The sequence below is a fragment of the Amycolatopsis sp. lyj-346 genome, from assembly GCF_046548975.1.
GTDB lineage: Bacteria > Actinomycetota > Actinomycetes > Mycobacteriales > Pseudonocardiaceae > Amycolatopsis.
The window spans coordinates 1,165,446-1,180,934 of record NZ_JAJPWT010000001.1; the positions used below are offsets into that span (position 1 = coordinate 1,165,446).

Annotated in this window: 18 protein-coding genes; 9 read left to right on the forward strand and 9 right to left on the reverse strand. The window is 72.0% G+C overall.

Going from position 1 to position 15,489, the window contains the following annotated elements; translation table 11 throughout:
• Positions 1-7 precede the first annotated feature (7 nt).
• Positions 8-817: an excalibur calcium-binding domain-containing protein gene (locus tag ACLJQE_RS05680; RefSeq protein WP_410637890.1), complete on the reverse strand. Its 810-nt coding sequence runs from the start codon at positions 815-817 to the stop codon at positions 8-10.
• 190 nt (positions 818-1,007) lie between these two features.
• Between ACLJQE_RS05680 and ACLJQE_RS05685 the strand changes: the two genes are divergently transcribed.
• Genes ACLJQE_RS05685 through ACLJQE_RS05695 form a run of 3 tightly spaced genes read left to right on the forward strand, consistent with a single transcriptional unit; the run spans position 1,008 to position 3,325 of the window.
• On the forward strand, positions 1,008-2,405 hold the full coding sequence (locus ACLJQE_RS05685) for an exonuclease domain-containing protein (RefSeq protein WP_410637891.1): 1,398 nt from the start codon (positions 1,008-1,010) through the stop codon (positions 2,403-2,405).
• 10 nt (positions 2,406-2,415) lie between these two features.
• On the forward strand, positions 2,416-2,967 hold the full coding sequence (locus ACLJQE_RS05690) for an AAA family ATPase (protein ID WP_410637892.1): 552 nt from the start codon (positions 2,416-2,418) through the stop codon (positions 2,965-2,967).
• Between the two features lie 22 nt (positions 2,968-2,989).
• On the forward strand, positions 2,990-3,325 hold the full coding sequence (locus ACLJQE_RS05695) for a DUF3024 domain-containing protein (RefSeq protein ID WP_410637893.1): 336 nt from the start codon (positions 2,990-2,992) through the stop codon (positions 3,323-3,325).
• On the opposite strand, the gene ACLJQE_RS05700 is transcribed toward ACLJQE_RS05695, so the two are convergent.
• The gene (locus ACLJQE_RS05700) at positions 3,322-3,639 is read right to left on the reverse strand and encodes a nucleotide pyrophosphohydrolase (RefSeq protein WP_410637894.1); all 318 of its coding nucleotides are present in this window, start codon (positions 3,637-3,639) and stop codon (positions 3,322-3,324) included. The two genes, ACLJQE_RS05695 and ACLJQE_RS05700, sit on opposite strands and share 4 nt — an antisense overlap.
• Before the next feature lie 134 nt (positions 3,640-3,773).
• Between ACLJQE_RS05700 and ACLJQE_RS05705 the strand changes: the two genes are divergently transcribed.
• The 3 genes from ACLJQE_RS05705 to ACLJQE_RS05715 all read left to right on the forward strand — a co-directional run bounded on the left by ACLJQE_RS05705 (position 3,774) and on the right by ACLJQE_RS05715 (position 7,783).
• Positions 3,774-4,694: a nitrate- and nitrite sensing domain-containing protein gene (locus ACLJQE_RS05705; protein ID WP_410637895.1), complete on the forward strand. Its 921-nt coding sequence runs from the start codon at positions 3,774-3,776 to the stop codon at positions 4,692-4,694.
• A gap of 88 nt (positions 4,695-4,782) precedes the next feature.
• Positions 4,783-6,108: a DUF6880 family protein gene (locus tag ACLJQE_RS05710; protein WP_410637897.1), complete on the forward strand. Its 1,326-nt coding sequence runs from the start codon at positions 4,783-4,785 to the stop codon at positions 6,106-6,108.
• A 166-nt stretch (positions 6,109-6,274) separates the two neighbouring features.
• Complete coding sequence (locus ACLJQE_RS05715; RefSeq protein ID WP_410637898.1) at positions 6,275-7,783, forward strand: hypothetical protein; 1,509 nt, start codon at positions 6,275-6,277, stop codon at positions 7,781-7,783.
• 3 nt (positions 7,784-7,786) lie between these two features.
• Here ACLJQE_RS05715 and ACLJQE_RS05720 read toward each other — a convergent pair whose 3' ends face one another.
• The 3 genes from ACLJQE_RS05720 to ACLJQE_RS05730 form a co-directional block, all read right to left on the reverse strand.
• A complete protein-coding gene (locus ACLJQE_RS05720; protein ID WP_410637899.1) occupies positions 7,787-7,942 on the reverse strand; it encodes a hypothetical protein in 156 nt (51 codons plus the stop codon).
• Between the two features lie 226 nt (positions 7,943-8,168).
• The gene (gene coaA / locus ACLJQE_RS05725; RefSeq protein ID WP_410637900.1) at positions 8,169-9,101 is read right to left on the reverse strand and encodes a type I pantothenate kinase; all 933 of its coding nucleotides are present in this window, start codon (positions 9,099-9,101) and stop codon (positions 8,169-8,171) included.
• A gap of 115 nt (positions 9,102-9,216) precedes the next feature.
• Positions 9,217-9,837 (reverse strand): macro domain-containing protein, encoded by a 621-nt coding sequence (locus tag ACLJQE_RS05730; protein ID WP_410637902.1) that lies wholly within the window; start codon positions 9,835-9,837, stop codon positions 9,217-9,219.
• Positions 9,838-9,935: 98 nt separating this feature from the next.
• Here ACLJQE_RS05730 and pheA point away from each other — a divergent pair, with 98 nt between their 5' ends.
• The 3 genes from pheA (at position 9,936) to ACLJQE_RS05745 (ending at position 12,212) form a co-directional block, all read left to right on the forward strand.
• Positions 9,936-10,844: a prephenate dehydratase gene (gene pheA / locus ACLJQE_RS05735; protein WP_410637903.1), complete on the forward strand. Its 909-nt coding sequence runs from the start codon at positions 9,936-9,938 to the stop codon at positions 10,842-10,844.
• Positions 10,841-11,458: a histidine phosphatase family protein gene (locus tag ACLJQE_RS05740; protein WP_410637905.1), complete on the forward strand. Its 618-nt coding sequence runs from the start codon at positions 10,841-10,843 to the stop codon at positions 11,456-11,458. The genes pheA and ACLJQE_RS05740 overlap by 4 nt, the downstream gene beginning before the upstream one ends.
• Before the next feature lie 115 nt (positions 11,459-11,573).
• Positions 11,574-12,212 (forward strand): DUF4232 domain-containing protein, encoded by a 639-nt coding sequence (locus ACLJQE_RS05745; RefSeq protein ID WP_410638328.1) that lies wholly within the window; start codon positions 11,574-11,576, stop codon positions 12,210-12,212.
• A gap of 13 nt (positions 12,213-12,225) precedes the next feature.
• Here ACLJQE_RS05745 and ACLJQE_RS05750 read toward each other — a convergent pair whose 3' ends face one another.
• The 4 genes from ACLJQE_RS05750 to ACLJQE_RS05765 form a co-directional block, all read right to left on the reverse strand.
• Positions 12,226-12,696, reverse strand: coding sequence for a hypothetical protein (locus ACLJQE_RS05750; protein WP_410637906.1), 471 nt, complete (start codon positions 12,694-12,696; stop codon positions 12,226-12,228).
• A 39-nt stretch (positions 12,697-12,735) separates the two neighbouring features.
• The gene (locus ACLJQE_RS05755; protein ID WP_410637907.1) at positions 12,736-13,983 is read right to left on the reverse strand and encodes an MFS transporter; all 1,248 of its coding nucleotides are present in this window, start codon (positions 13,981-13,983) and stop codon (positions 12,736-12,738) included.
• A 97-nt stretch (positions 13,984-14,080) separates the two neighbouring features.
• Complete coding sequence (locus ACLJQE_RS05760; RefSeq protein ID WP_364561433.1) at positions 14,081-14,431, reverse strand: metallopeptidase family protein; 351 nt, start codon at positions 14,429-14,431, stop codon at positions 14,081-14,083.
• Positions 14,431-15,471: a septum formation family protein gene (locus tag ACLJQE_RS05765; RefSeq protein WP_410637908.1), complete on the reverse strand. Its 1,041-nt coding sequence runs from the start codon at positions 15,469-15,471 to the stop codon at positions 14,431-14,433. Before ACLJQE_RS05765 ends, ACLJQE_RS05760 begins: the two co-directional genes overlap by 1 nt.
• Between the last annotated feature and the right edge of the window lie 18 nt (positions 15,472-15,489).

The window sequence follows — 15,489 nt, forward strand, 5'->3', positions numbered from 1 at the left end:
GGCTAGATCACCGTTCGCAGGCGACGCCGTCGCCGTCGCGGTCGAGCGCGGACCGGTAGCCCGGTTCGCCGCGGTACAGCGGTGCCGCGCCGGCGGCCTTCGCGGCCGAACAGTTCGCGTAGTAGGCGCTAGGGGCCGCTTCGGTGGTCTCCACGGGCGGCGGCGGGGGTGCCGCCTTGGTGGCCGGTGCCGGCTTCGGCGCCGTGGTGGGCGCCGGGGTGGGCGTTGCCACCGGCGCGGGCTTCGGCGCCGCGGCGGGCGCGTCGATGGTCCCGTTGCACGGCGGCCCCCACAGCCCGCTGACGGCCGCCTTCGCCGCGGATTCGGTGGCGGCGAGTGCGGGCAATGCGGCGGAGGCCGCGTATTTGAGGTAGCCCTGCTGAATCGCCAGCGTCGCGTAGTCCTGCCCGTCGGCCAGCGTCAAGGCGACGCCTTGCGCGGTTTCCACGCCGAGGGTGACGGCTTTGCCGGAAAGGGTCGAGGTGGCCCAGCCGAGCGATTCCGCCGCGTAGCAGCCGGTGCTCGCTACCGGGGCGAGCACGCCGAGGACGTGCACGGTTTTGCTGGTGCCGTCACTGCCGTTCACCACGACGGTCGCGCCGTCCGGCACGCTGCCGACGGTGTAGGTGACGGCCACCGGCGTGGGCGTGGGAGACGTGGTCGTGCTGGTGGGAGGCGGTGTGGAGGACGCCGGAGCGCCGGCGTTCGTGAGCTTCGGCTCGGGTGCCTCGCCGAAGATCGCGCCGAGCACGAACAGGACCGCGAACCCGGCCAGGACGATCTTCAGCCAGTTCGGAAAACGCTTCTTCGGCGGCATGGGGGATTTCCTCGTCCTCGAGCGACGTGCTGACGGTGTACTCGGGAAATCTCCCGACCTCGTTACACGGGAACCAGTGATCGACCACCAGTCGTTATCCGGCGGAATGTTGCCGTCACGATCACGTCACGAACCACGCGTGCCCGCCGAAAAGCTGTCACAACGGCCGATCGGAAAACGACCAGCGTAGGTGATCGAATCCCTCCCGCTGCTCGGCGCCGGCGGCCACCCCGCCACCGGCCTCGACTTCACCGCACTGGAAATCCGGACCACCGGCCTGCGGCCGGGGCACGTCGTGGAGCTGGCCGCGGTGCGCGTCCACGCCGACGGGTCGGTCGCCGGTGAGCTGTCGACGCTGGTGGATCCCGGGCCCGGGATCCCGCCCGGCCCGGCGCTCGTGCACGGCATCACGCGCGGCGAACTCGACGGCGCGCCGTCGTTCGGCGCCGTGCTGGGTTCGCTGCTGAACTTCTGCCGCGGCAGCGTCGTCGTGACCCACGACCTGCCGTTTGCCGCCGCCTTCCTGGGCCACGAGGCCACGCGGCTCGGCACCGGGCTGCCGGTGCTGCCGGGCGTGGGCACCGTGGAAGCCGCGCGGACGGCCGTCCCGCTGCCCAACTACCGGCTCGCCACCGTGGCGCACGCCCTCGGCGTGCCGTCGCGGCCCGGCCTGTCGGCCCTGTCCGGCGCGCGAACGGTCGCACAGCTGGTCGTCGTCCTCTTCGGGCGGCACGGCTGCACCTTCGCGGCACCTCCGGTCCTTCCGGCGCTGCCGCGGTTCGCCACCGGCCCGCTGCGCCCGCGTGCGGAGCCGGAGCCGGCCGAGCCGGGGTGGATGGCCGAGGCCGCCGAACGCGTGGTGACCGGCGAGCGCGGCGACGCCTACCTGGACCTGCTCGCGGAAGTCGTCGCCGACCAGCACCTTTCGGCGGACGAGGTGTCGGCACTGGCCGCGCTGGCGGCCGAGGCCGGGTGGCCGGCCGACCGGGTGCGCTCGACGCACCTGCGGTTCGTGACCGCGCTGCGGGAGATCGCGGAACGGGACGGCGTGGTGACCGCGGCGGAGGCACGCGAGCTGCGGCAGGTGGCGACCGCGCTCGGCGTCGCCGACGCCGGCGCCCTGCGGCCTGCCCCGGGCGGGAAGCCGACCCGCGTGCTGGTGCTCGGCACCACCGTGGCGGCGGACCGGCTGCGGGCCCGGGTCCTCGCCGAGGGCGTCCAGCTGGCCAAGAAGCTGACCGCGAGCGTCACCCACCTCGTGGCCGACCCGTCCGTGCCCGCGGACGAACCCCGGCTGACGCGCGCCGCCGAGCTGGGCACCGTCCTGCTCGACGTCGGCACCGCACCGGCCGCCCTCGGCTTCGAGCCGCCGCCCGCGCCGGCCGCCGCGCCGGCCGCCGTGGCGTCCGCCGCGCCGTCGAAGCTCGTCGGCGGGCGGATCCTGATGGGGGCCGGCCTGCTGCTGATGTTCGTCGTCGTCGTCGCGATGTTCGGGGGGACGCCGGTGGCCGCCGGGATCTTCTTCGCCGTGTTCGGGGTGGGGGCGCTGCTCGGCGGGTGGTGGCTCGCCGAGCCCGCGCCGCGCTAGCCTCGGTGCGGTGCCACGACTGATCCACTTGAACGGGCCGTCCGGCATCGGGAAGTCGACGATCGCGCGGGCCTACACCGAGCAGCACCCCGGCGTGCTGAACCTCGACACCGACCGGGTGGTCTGCTTGATCGGTGGCTGGCGGGACACCTTCTTCGAGACCTTCGAGGCCGCGCAGCTGCTCGCGCTCGCCATGGCCGGGGCGCACCTGCGGACCGGGCACGACGTCGTCATGCCGCAGCTGGTCACCCGGGTCGCCGACGTCCGGCCGTTCGAGGTCGCCGCCGGGGAGTGCGGGGCCGAATACCGGGAAATCCTGCTCACCGCCGACAAAGCCGTTGCCTGCGGGCGGTTCGCCGAGCGGTCCGCGAACGGGGACGCCACGACCAAGGGCGTCGACGACGTCCTGCGGGACCACGGCGGCACCGCCGTGGTCGAACGCGTCCACGACCAGCTCGCCGCCTACCTGCCGCTGCGGCCTGGCTGCGTCGTCGTGCGGACCGACGGGTGCGCGCCCGCGGAAACCTACGACGCCGTGCTCGCCCACCTGCGCGCCGGCTGAGCGGGTCCGGTTCACTGGACTCATGCCAATTCCGGAGCTCGCGCTGCGGCAGATCGAACGGTGGTGCACGCAGCGCATCCCCGAGCACCTCCAGGACCGGATCCGGGTCGAGTGCCGGACCCGGGGCCGCGCGGTGACCATCGTCGAACGCCGTGCGCCGTGGTCGCCGCAGGCCGGGCCCGACTGGACCGAGCAGAAGATCGCGCAGCTGCGGTTCGACGAGTTCGGGATCTGGACGGTGTGGTGGGCCGACCGCAACGGTCGGTGGCTGAGCTACCCGGACGCGCCGGTCGCCAGCACGCCGCCCGCGCTGCTCGACGAGATCGACCGCAACCCCGGCGGGGTGTTCTGGGGCTAGGCGGGCGGTGGGAAGCGGACCTCGTTGCGGTCGATCTTCGCGTGGGCCGCGGCGGCCAGGTCGACGCCGAGGCGGTCGGCTAGCTGCAGCAGGTACAGCGTGACGTCCGCGATCTCGTCCAGCACCTTCGCTTCCAACGCCGGGTCCTCGCGCCAGGCGTCGGATTCCTCGGGCGTGAGCCACTGGAACAGCGAGGTCAGCTCGCCGACCTCGCCGGAAAGCGCCATCACGAGGTTCTTCGGGGTGTGGTACGGCTCCCAAGCGCGGGCGGCGGCGAAGCCGCGCAGCCGCTGGGTCACGTCGTCGAAGGTCACGGGCGCGATTCTTCCCGGTCGTCACCCTGCGCTAACAGCCGTATGGCGGATTGGCGTTGACCGGTAAATCTCTCACTCAATAGGTTGAACTTCGTCGGGATGCTTGCGGGGACCAAGGCTGGGAAAGGAACGTCTTGAAGTACCTGCGATCCGTCCGCGGCCGCATGCTGGGCATCGCGTTCATCCCCGGCGGCGCGCTCGTCGCCGTGGCTGTCGTGATCGCGATTCTCCTGATCCACCAAGCGGTTCGGACCCGGGACACGGCCGTGGAAACGGCGGCCGCCGCCGACCGGACGGCCCGCGCGGTGGTCGCCTTGCAAGGCGAGCGGAGCGCGGCGATGGCCGCGCCCGAGCAGCGGAGCGCCGCGTACGCGACGTACACCCAGCGGATCGAGTCCGCCATCGCCGGCCTGCGCGACTACGCGCGCCACGCCCCGGACGCCGAATCCGCCTACCAGCAGACGACCGCCGTCGAGCTGCTTTCCGTCGCCGAAGGCATGGACCGCTCCGATTCCCTCGCGCTGGCCGGGCTGGACAACGTGACGCGGGGGTCGTTCACCTCCGCCGTCGCCTCCTACCGGGCCGATCTGGCCCGGGTCGTCCCCCAGCTCACCGAGAGTGGCCGGATGGCGTACGAATCGCTCACGCGCAGCGCCGAATGGAGCAGGCTGGCCGCCGCCGAGAACGCTTTCACCGCCGGGGAACCGCTTCCGGTCGCCGAGCACACCTGGCGCAGTGCCGCCTATTCCGTGTCCGCTCAGCTGGGCCTGCTGTACACGCAGCAGAGCCAGTACGCCGTACAGCTGACGCTCGACGACGGCCGCCGCACCCTCGCCGGTGCCCTCGCGGCGGGGACGTCGCTCCTGCTGTTCGCCGGGCTCCTGATGGTGGTGGTGCGGCGGCTGGTGGCGCGGGTGCCGGTGCCGGTCGTCCCGATCATGGTGCCGACCGTCCACCCGGCCATCCCGCGGCCCCGCCACGCACGGTCACGACGGCCCGGGCTCCCGGATCCGTGGCCCCTGAAAGCCGTGTTCGACGACTTGCGCCGTCCGTGAGCCGCTCACGCAAAGTCACGGATTACTCCGAAAAGAGCACGCGGTTGGCCCACACGCGTGTCCGCGGCCGTCGGGCAGACTGGTGCGCGTGAGTCCCCACTCGGATCTTCGCCCCTACCTGCGCACTTTGGACGCGGAGACGCTGGCGGACCTGCTGCACGCCCAAGCCGAGCGCGATCCCGAGCTGCGGCATTCGCTCGAACTGCGTGCCGCTACCCAATCCGGTGACGTCAGCGAGGCGCACCGGCTGCTCGACACCGCGGTGACCGACGGGAACGTCGAGTACACCGCGAAGATCGGCGCGGTGCTCGACACGCTGCAGCGGATGCTCGACGCCGGCAGTCCGGCCGACCTGGCCCCGCTCGCCCGCCGCACGGTCGACGACATCAGCGAGGTGCTGGAGCAGTCCGGTGACCACGCCGGTGATCTGGCCGACCGGCTGGACCGGGCCGTGGAGCTGTACGCCCGCGCGTGCGCCGCCCGGCCGCCGGACCCGGAGAAGCTGGCCGACTGGATCCTCGAAGTCGAGTTCGACGGTCCCGGCCGCCCGGTCATCGACCTCGCCGAGTTCGCGGCGGCGCTGGGCGAGGCCGGGCTCGCGCGGATCAAGTCCACTGTGGACGACGTGCTGGCGGTGAACGAGCGGGGACACCGCCACGACGTGGCCGAACGCCTGCGCGAGCAGCTGGCCGAGGTGCTCGGCGACGTCGACGAGCTGGTGGCGATCCTGTCGGCCAAGCCGCCGCGCGTGGACGTCAGCCTCAAGATCGTCCGGGTGCTGCGGGCCGCCGGACGGCACAGCGAGGCCATCGCGCACGCCGCCCGCGCGCTCACCCACGACAAGCGGCCACCGCCATCGGCGCCCGAGGACGACACGGCCCGCCGTCGCAAGGACTTCGACGCGAAGCCGGATCGCGAAACGTACGCCGCGCTGCGCGAGGCCGCGCAGGCCGCGGGGAAGTGGACGGTCCAGCGCCGGGAAGCGCTCGCTCGCCTGCGCGAACGTGCCGCCGAGGGCGTCGAGCCGGCCGACGAGCTCGTCCGCGTCCTGCTCGACGACGGCCGTCCCGACGAAGCCTGGCGGGCCTGCGTGCGGTTCGGCGCATCCGGCGAGCTCAAGCTCGAGCTGGCGGAACAGCGGGCGGCCGAGCACCCGGCCGAGACGATCCCGGTCTTCCGCGAACACGTCGACCAGCTCATCGAACACAAGGACCCGCAGGCTTACCAGGAGGCCGCCCGCCGGCTGAAGCTGTTGCGCACGTTGCACAAGCGAGCCGGGACGCCGGACGAATTCACCGCCTACCTGGCCGGGCTGGTGGAAAACCACCGGCGGAAAACCCGGCTGATCACGGAAATCCGGGCCGCCCGGATCGCCCTCCCCAAAGCCGTAACCTCACAACGCACCCCTCGTTGACCGAGGTGAACCGGTGTTACACGTGCACCGGGACACCGTGAGCGCGCCAAGTCGTCGCGGTGGCCCAGTTCCGTCGTCCGGCTCGGCGCCTCCCCGTCGAGCACGTGGCGGGACCCGCGCCAGGGCCACCGCGACCGGCTCGCGGTGAGGTGACAGCATGAGAACCATGAGCCCGGTCAGTCGCGCCCGCAAGAAGCAGCCGCAGCCCGTCACGCACAGCGTGACCGGCCTGTTCAAGGACGTCCTGAACGACTTCTCGGCGCTGGGCGCCGACCCCGCGCCGGTCGACGTCGAACTGCTCGCCTCCGAGGTGCTCGGCCAGTTCCACGACGTGCCCGTCGAGGACGGCGAAGAGCCGCTCGGCCTGGAGCTCATCGCCTTCGCGCAGCGCAAGATCACGCCCGGCGCCGCCGCGTTGCTGGCCGCGCTGAAGGTCGTCGCGGAGACCGACGTCGAGCGCAAGGCCGCCGACACCGGCCTGCAGGTCGTCCTCGGCCGCGGCATCCCCGAGCCCGCCTTCGCCGCCGGGCTGGGCCGGATCACCGCCGGCGAGTGCTGGCGGACCGGGGACGTCTACGGTGACGAGTCGTCCCTGCTCTGCATCTTCACCCACGGCGACCAGGCGTACGGCCTGCTCGCGCTGCTCGACTTCACCGAGGCCGGCCGGGTGCGCGACCTCGTCGTGATCGACCAGCCGGCCGATGTCCTCGCCGAGATGCGGGAGCAGTCCGACGCCGACCCGGAGCTGGTCCTCTTCGAGGCCGTCGACCCCGCCGAAGCCCACCGCCTGATCGCGGACGGCCTCGCCGCCACCGACCACCTCGACGAAGCCGACGTCAGCGAGGACTACGCCCGCTTCCACGCCGTCGCGCTCCTCTGGTGCCGTGCGCTGCCGGAGCCCGCGCTGGTGCCCGAGGTGGCCGAGTGGTCCGAAGCCGAGCGCGCCGCCGTCGTCGAGCAGTTCGTCGCGGCGAGCGGCGAGGACGCCGGTGCCGCCCGCGTGCTCGGTGGCCTGCTGCTCGAACACGGCCTGCGCACCGACCCCGGCAACCCGCTGCGGGTGGGGCCGGAGAAGATCGCGCGGTTCCTCGAGGGCCTGCTCGGCGAGGAGTACGACCTCGACGCCGACCACGAAGACGCCGTGGAGCCGGTCGTGCTGGCCTGGGTGCAGTGGACGGGGGAGCGAGCCGGGCTGACCGAGACCGCGATCGCCGCCCTCGACGAGGCCGTCGCCGACTACCTGAGCGAGTACAACGACGAGGACGACTCCCCGCTGGAGCGCTACTTCGCCGACACCGACGACCTGTCGCCGACCGAACTGGCCGACGCGCTGGAGCGCCGGATGTTCGCCGTGCCGTCGCCGACCACGGAGATCGACGAGGAAGAGGTCGACCTCGACCCGACCGACCCCGACCAGCGCCGCGCGCTGGTCATCGCCGAGGCCGACGAGGACGAGGAAGAGCAGCGTCTGATCCTGCGCGCGACGATCGTCGACCAGCTGTGGGACAACGAGCCCGCCGAGGCCTGGCAGGCCGCCGAGCGGCTGCGGGACGGCGAGCTGGATCGCGACGAAATCTTCGAGCAGCTGATCGACGCGCTGGAAAACAGCCTCATCGACGCGGAAAACCTCGAATACGACGCCGACGCCTACCTGGAGGCGCTGGCCGGGCTCTGATCGTTAGGGGAGGGGGCCTGCCGGTTCGGCGGGCTTCCCCTTGCGACGGCGTTCCTGCAGCCGGTCGTCGAAGTCGACCACGAACGTTCCGGCGGCCATCGCGATCAGCAAGGCCAAACCGAGCACCGCACCGACCCACGTGAGGATCATCGTGACCATCGTGGGCCTCCTCCCCTGCTCAGAGCGGTTTTCCTGACTCCTTCAGGGTCGCTTTCACAGCGCACGCCCGGTATCGGCCAACCGGTTACGGCTGAACGGCACACCTCGGCCGATCGGCCGAAATCCGGCGCGGAGAGTCGCGGGCCTGCGACAACTCGTGGCCACCCGCTCGCTCAACGTGCGAATGCGCGGCATGTGGGTGACGGACCGGGTGACGACCGGCGGATCAGAGCTTGCGCAGACGGACGCGGTTGATGGTGTGGTCGCAGTCCTTGCGCAGCACCAGCGTCGCCCGCGGCCGGGTCGGCTTGATGTTCTCCATCAGGTTCGGCTCGTTGATCGAGTGCCACAGGTGCCGCGCTTCGGCGCGGGCCTCGTCGTCGGGCAGGCCGGCGAAGTGGTGGAAGTGCGACGCCGGGTCCGCGAACGCCGTGTGCCGCAGTTCGAGGAACCGCTCGACGTACCAGCGCTGGATGTCGTCGGTGTGCGCGTCGACGTAGATCGAGAAGTCGAACAGGTCGGAGACCATCAGCCGCGGCCCCGGCTGCAGCACGTTCAGGCCCTCGACGATCAGGATGTCCGGCCGCTGCACCACCTGCTCCTGGCCGGGCAGGATGTCGTAGGCCAGGTGCGAGTACACCGGCGCGGCGACGCGCTCGGCGCCCGACTTGACCTCCGTGACGAACCGCAGCAGCGCGCGGCGGTCGTAGCTCTCCGGGAAGCCCTTGCGGTGCATGATCCCGCGCCGCATCAGCTCGGCGCGCGGGTGCAGGAAGCCGTCGGTGGTGACCAGGTCGACGCGGGGGTGGTCCGGCCAGCGGGCGAGCAGCGTGCGCAGGATGCGGGCGGTGGTCGACTTGCCGACCGCCACGCTCCCGGCGATGCCGATCACGAACGGGACCTTCGTGCCGCGGGAATCGTCACCGAGGAACGTCGTGGTCGCTTCGTAGAGCCGCTGGCGCGCGGCCACCTGGAGGTTGATCAGGCGGGACAACGGCAGGTAGACGTCGGCCACCTCGGCCAGGTCGACCTGCTCGCCGAGGCCGCGCAGCCGCAGCAGCTCGGCCGCCGTCAACGGCAACGGCGTCGAACTTCGCAGTTCTTTCCACTGTTCCCGGTGCAGCTCGACATACGGGCTGAGTTCGCGGACCCGGGTCATCGCACACTCCTCCGGCTGTCGCCTGCACTGGCGTACGTTTCACCTGCTTGATTAACGGTAGGGCTTACGGCTGGTGAAAGCGCTGTGACGTAGTCCACCCCCTATCAGGGGTTGATCACCGAGAGTCACGGTTTCCGAAGACTTCGTCCCAGGCCGCGGCGACCTGCCGGGCGCAGGTTTCGGGGGCGACGCCGCCGACGCCGGTGCCGAGCCCCGGCATCGCGATCGTGTCGACGAACTCCCGCACCGGGCCGTCGTCGAGCCGGCCGTCGCGCCAGGTCAGGAACACCGCGCGGGCGGCGAGGTACGGGTGGACGGTGTCGGCGGGCAGCCGTTCGCCGGGCTCCCGCATGGTCGGTGCGCTGATCAACCAGGCCGGTTCGGCTTCGCCGGTGGGCACCACGACGGCGTCGCCGATCGGCAGCTCGCCGCCGTGGAAGGCCAGGACGGCGCTGCGGACGCTCTGCTCCACGCCGGGGAACGCGCGTGCGTAGACGGCGTCGATCCCGCCGCGCATCCAGCCGTAGGAGTTGGCCGGGCTGACCACGGCCTGTGCGACGACGTCGAGCACCGACCCGCGGTGCACCCGGACCCGGCCTGCCAGGTTCTGCGCGGCGGCGGTCCAGGCGTCGGCGAGTGGTTCATCGACGGCGCACAGCACCAGTTCCGGTGCGCGAGGGGCGACCGGCGGCTTGGCGCCCTCACGTCCGGTGTGCGTGCCCGATTCGGCGGTCACGCCCTCAGCATCGCAAAAAATGCCACCCGGCGTAACCGGTTCCCGTACCGGCTGTCCGAGTGAATGTCGCCACGGTCAGGCCACGTAGCCTGGGTGCTGTGTCACGGATCGCATACTTCGGCCCCCGAGGGACCTTCACCGAACAGGCCGCGCGGGTGCTCGCCGCCGGCGAAGAACTGATCCCGGTCGAGACCATCCGGCTGGCGATGACCGCCGTCCGCGAAGGCGAGGCGGACGCGGCGTGCGTCCCCATCGAGAACTCCGTCGAAGGCGTGGTGCCCGCCACGCTCGACGGGCTCAGCGAGGCGGCTCCGCTGGTCGCCGTCGCCGAGACCATCCTCCCGATCCACTTCAGCGTGCTGACCCGGCCCGGTGGCGGGGAGATCCGGACCGTCGCCAGCCACCCGCACGCGCTGGCCCAGGTCCGCGAGTGGCTCGAAGCGAACTTGCCGGGCGCGCACGCGGTGGCGTCGTCGTCGACGTCCGCCGCCGCGGTCGGGGTGCTGGAGGGCGACTTCGACGCGGCGGTCTGCGCGCCGGTCGCGGCCGAGCACTACGCCCTCGACGTGCTGGCCACCGAGGTCGCCGACGTCGACGACGCGGCAACGCGGTTCCTGCTGGTCCGCCCGCCGGGCGAGCTCCCGGAGCCGACGGGGGCCGACCGGACGTCCGTGGTCGCCGCGGCCGCGAACCGGACCGGGACGCTCGCCGAGCTGCTCACCGAGCTGGCCAACCGCGGCATCAACCTGACCCGGCTCGACGCCCGCCCGACGCGCAGCAACTTCGGCGAGTACCGCTTCTTCATCGACTTCGAGGGGCACGTCGCCGAGCCGCGGGTCCTCGACGCGCTGACGGCGTTGCGCCGGCACTGCCGCAACCTCCGGTTCCTCGGCTCGCACCCGCGGGCCGACGGCGTTCCCACCACGATCGAGCCGGGTTTCGGCAACGACGACTTCGTCGAAGCGGCCGTGTGGGCCGACGCGGTCCGCAAGGGGGACCTGGCGTGAGGCTGCTGCTCATCCGCCACGGGCAGACCGACGGGAACGTCCGTGGCGCGCTGGACACCGCCCTGCCCGGCCCGCCGCTGACCGAGCTCGGCCGCCGGCAGGCCGATTCCCTCGCGGCGCGGCTGGCGGAGGAGCCGCTGGTCGCGGTGTACGCGTCGCAGGCCACGCGCGCCCAGCAGACGGCGGCGCCGCTGGCCGCCCGGTTCTCCCTGGACGTGCAGGTCGTGGACGGGGTGCACGAGGTCGTCGCCGGCGACCTCGAAGGGGCGACGGACCACGCGTCGATCCGGACCTACATGGACACGGTCCGGCGCTGGACGCTCGGCGAGCTGGCGCCGTCGCTGCCCGGCGGCGAGAGCGGCACGAGCGTGCGCACCCGGATGCTGGACGCGGTCGGCCGGCTGCGCGCCAAGCACGAGCAGGCCGACCCCGACGGCGTGATCGCACTGGTCAGCCACGGCGGCGCGATCCGGCTGGGCGCGGAGTGGCTGGCCCCGAACGTGCACCCGGACGTCGCCAACGCGGCCCTGATCCCGAACACGGGTCTCGTGGAGCTGGTGGCCCGGCCGGACGGCCAGTGGCGGTGCCTGACCTGGGTCGACACGCCACTCTGAAGTCACGAACGTGTGATCCCGTCACGTTTAGAACACGTTTGGTGGGGAATTTACGAAAGCAGCCAACCCGCTCGCGACCCGGTACGTCTACCCAGTAGCACACACCAGGGAGGCGATTGACATGAAGCTTTCACGGTTGTTCCCGGTCATCGCGGCTTCGGCGGGCGTTCTCGCGCTCTCCGCCTGCGGCGGTGGCGGCACCACGAACGCGGCGAGCAGCTCGACGCCGTCGACCTCGACGTCGCCGACCGCCACCACCACGGTCACGACCGCCACGTCGAGCCCGGCTTCGCCGCCGGCCGCGCCGCCGGTCGCCCAGCCCGTGGACAACGGGCTGTGCAAGTCCGGCGACGTCAAGCTCTCGCTCGGCCAGGGCGACTCGGGCGCCGGCTCGACGTACCGGCCGCTGCTCATCACGAACGCCAGCTCGGAGCCCTGCACGATCCAGGGGTTCCCCGGGGTGTCCTATGTGGCCGGTGCGGACGGGCACCAGGTCGGCAAGGACGCCTTCCGCGAAGGCACCAAGGGCAACGCCGTCAAGCTGAACCCCGGCCAGACCGCGGCCGCCGACATCCAGTTCGTCAACGTGCGCAACTTCGACCCGGCGACCTGCCAGCCGACGCCGGTCAAGGGCCTGCGCATCTACCTGCCGCAGGAGACCGCGTCGAACTTCGTGCCCAGTGACGGCACCGGCTGCGCGGGCACGAAGATCCCCGGCAACCAGCTGGCCGTGAAGACCGTCCACCCGGCCTAGCCCGGACGGCTGTTCAGATCCGGCCGCAGATTTCCTTGGCCTCGGTCAGGTGCCGCTGGCCGGAGATGTCGTTGAAGTGCAGGCTGAGCACCATCCGGCTGACGCCGTCGATGTGGTCGGCCAGCGGCTGGTAGTTCGCGTTGACCTGGGCGGCGGCCGCGGACAGCTCGCGCGCCGCGATCATCCGGCGCAGCCGCTCCGCGCTGAGGCTGGGTGTGAGCGAGGGCCGCGCGTCGCGGCTCGTGTCGGGCAGCTCGCCCACGCGGTCGAGCGCCTGGCACGCCGCGACGGCGTCTTCGAGCGCGCCGGCGTGCACCCCGGACAGTCCCCACAGGAGTCCGAGCACGCTGCCACCCAGCACGAACCCGGCCACCGCGGACAGCACGAGCGGCCGTCGTGACGGCGGGGGTGACGTGGACCCGGCCGAAGACTCGTCGAAGTCGGGATCGGCGTCGGTGCCGGTCCCCGGGTCCGCGGTGCGCATGACTGCCTCCTCACCACCTGGGTGAGGAGCTATTTCAGCTCACATTCCCGGATCGTGGTGCGTCAGCGCCGCGGCTGAGTCCGATTTGTCACCGAGCCGGCTGCGCCGCAGCGCGCCGAACGCGAACGCGGCGATCACCAGCATCGCCACGCCGGACACGGTGAACGTCCGCGCGGCCGAACCGAGCCGCTCGGTCAGCACGCCACCCAGCAGCGCCCCGACCGGGATCGCGCCCCAGACGACCGTGCGCCACACCCCGAGCACCCGGCCGAGCAGCTCGCCGGGCACCAGCGTGTGCCGGGCCGTCGCGAGCACGACGTTCACCGCCACCACCGCGGCCGCGAACAGCCCGAACAGCGCCGCGCCCGCGACCGGCGAGCGCACCAGCCCCATCCCGCCGAACCCGAGGCCGCAGCAGGCGATCCCGCCGACGACGACGGGGAGCCGTCCGGCCGCCCGCACCAGCCGCGGGGCGACGCCGGCGCCGAGCAGCCCGCCGATCCCGCCGACGAACGCGAAGAACCCGAAGGCCGCGTCGGACAGGTGGAGGTCGTCGAGCGCGTACAGCACCAGCTGCGCCTGGGCGAGCTCGCTGACCAGGCTGAGCAGCCCGGCGACGACGACCAGCCGCAGCAGCAGCGGGTGCCCGCGCAGCCAGCGCACGCCCTCGGCGAGCTCGGTGCGGAGCTTCACCGGCTCGACCGGCGTCTCCGCCTTGCCGCGGTAGGTGCCCGCCAGCCCGAGCAGCACCGCCGCCGCGATCGCGAACCCCGCGGAGTTGAGGATGAACGGGAAGGCGGCGAACAGCGCGAACGTCACGCTGCCGACCGGGCCGCCGAGGAACGTCTGGCCGACGATCTCGCAGGCCTGCAGCTTGCTGTTGGCCGCATCGAGCGAACCGTTGCCGACGACCGCGGGGATCAGCGCGTTCGCCGCGCTGTCGGCGATCGTTTCGGCCGTCCCGATGATCAGCGCGGTCAGGTAGACCAGCCAGATCGTCATCCCGCCGGCGGCGACGAACACGGCCAGCGCGCCGACCGCGGCAGCGCGGACGGTGTTCGCGACGATCATCGCGCGCCGCCGGTCGATCCGGTCCACCAGCGCGCCGGCGACCGCGGCGAACAGCAGCCAGGGCAGGAACTGGGTGGCGGCCAACCCGGCGATGAGCACCGGATCGTGGGTCAGCGTCGTGGCCAGCAGGGGCAGGGCCACCTTGCCGATGCCGTCCCCGAGGTTGGACGCCGCGCTCGAGGTCAGCAGCCAGGTGAGTCTTCGCGCGTTGACCATCGGGGCCCCCCGGCGCAGGTCGCAGTCACCCAATGACTTCGGGAACAGGATAGGGGCGTGTCACCCGATTGTGGTTACGGTGTCACTACTAGTGCCGTCAGCCCCAGCCGAGTTCGTGCAGCCGGGCGTCGTCGATGCCGAAGTGGTGACCCAGCTCGTGCACGACGGTGATCAGGACCTCCTCGACGACCTCGTCCTCGTCCTCGCACATGGCCAGGATCGGCTCCCGGTAGATCGAGATCCGGTCGGGCAGCACCCCGCCGTACGACGACGTCCGCTCGGTCAGCGCGATGCCGTGGTAGAGCCCGAGGATGTCCGGTGCCTCGTCGTTGAACTCCTCGACGAGCACGACGACGTTGTCCATCGCGCGCGCGAACTCGGGCGGCACCTCGTCCAGGGCTTCGGAGACCAGCTCTTCGAACCGCTCGCGGCTCATCTCGACGGGCATCAGCCGCCCTGCTTCGTCGTCGGGGCGGAACTCGGTGCGGACGTCGGCGCGGAACCCGGCGTGACCGGGCCACCGCCGCCGTCCGACGGAGGACCGCCGTCCTGGGGCTGGCCGACGTCCGGGCCTGCCTTGATGCTGCCGGTCACCGCCTGCAGGCCGCTCTTGTCGGGCAGGGCCGACGCCACCTTGCAGTTGACCTTGGTCGAACCGGTGTCCCAGCTCTCCTGCTCCCGAAGGTCCCAGGTGAGGATCAGCTTCTTCGCGTCGAGGTCGGTGCCGCCGGTGTAGTCGGCGGCCGCCTTGTTGCACTCGGTGTCGAGCCAGGCCTTCTGGTCGTCCTGGGAGGGGTAGCCCTCCTTGAACTTCGTCTTGAGGTCCAGCGTCGCGATGATCTCGTACGAATGCGGCTTCGTGCAGTCGATCGGGTCGCCGACGCCCTTGCCGAGCAGTGCCAGGCAGGTGCCCGGCTCGAAGACCAGCGACTGGTCCTGGTCCTTCGCCGGTCCGGTCGTCGGCAGCAGCTTGCCGCCGGGGCCCGCCCACTGCAGGCCGCACCGCAGCTGGCGGTCGCCGTCCTCCCACTGCGACGGCGTCGGGCGGAGCAGGTTCGTCGTGAGCTTTCCGTACGGATCGAGTTTGTGCCCGAGGTACGGCTTCACGTCCGCCGTGCACTTCTGCTGCGCGATCTGCTGCCACTGGTCCAGTGACGGGACGGGCGCGCCCTCCGGGTACTGCGGGCCGATGTCCACGAGGGTGGTCACCTCGAACAGGTGCGGCTGGGTGCAGGCGACCTTGCGCGCGTCGCTCGCGTCCGGGTTGTCCCAGGTCAGGCAGCTGCCGGGTGGGGAGTGGAACGCCTCCTGGGCGGCCGCGGACAGCTTGCCGGGGCCGCCGCCGGACCCGCCGGTGACGCCGTCGCTCCACGAGAACACGACGCTGAGCGCGAGCGCGATGAGTGCGCCCGCGAAGATCCCGCCCATCACGACGCGGGTACGCAACGTCTGCGTGGCGGTGGGGAACCGATCGGCGCTGGGAGACATCGCAGTCCATGATGCCCG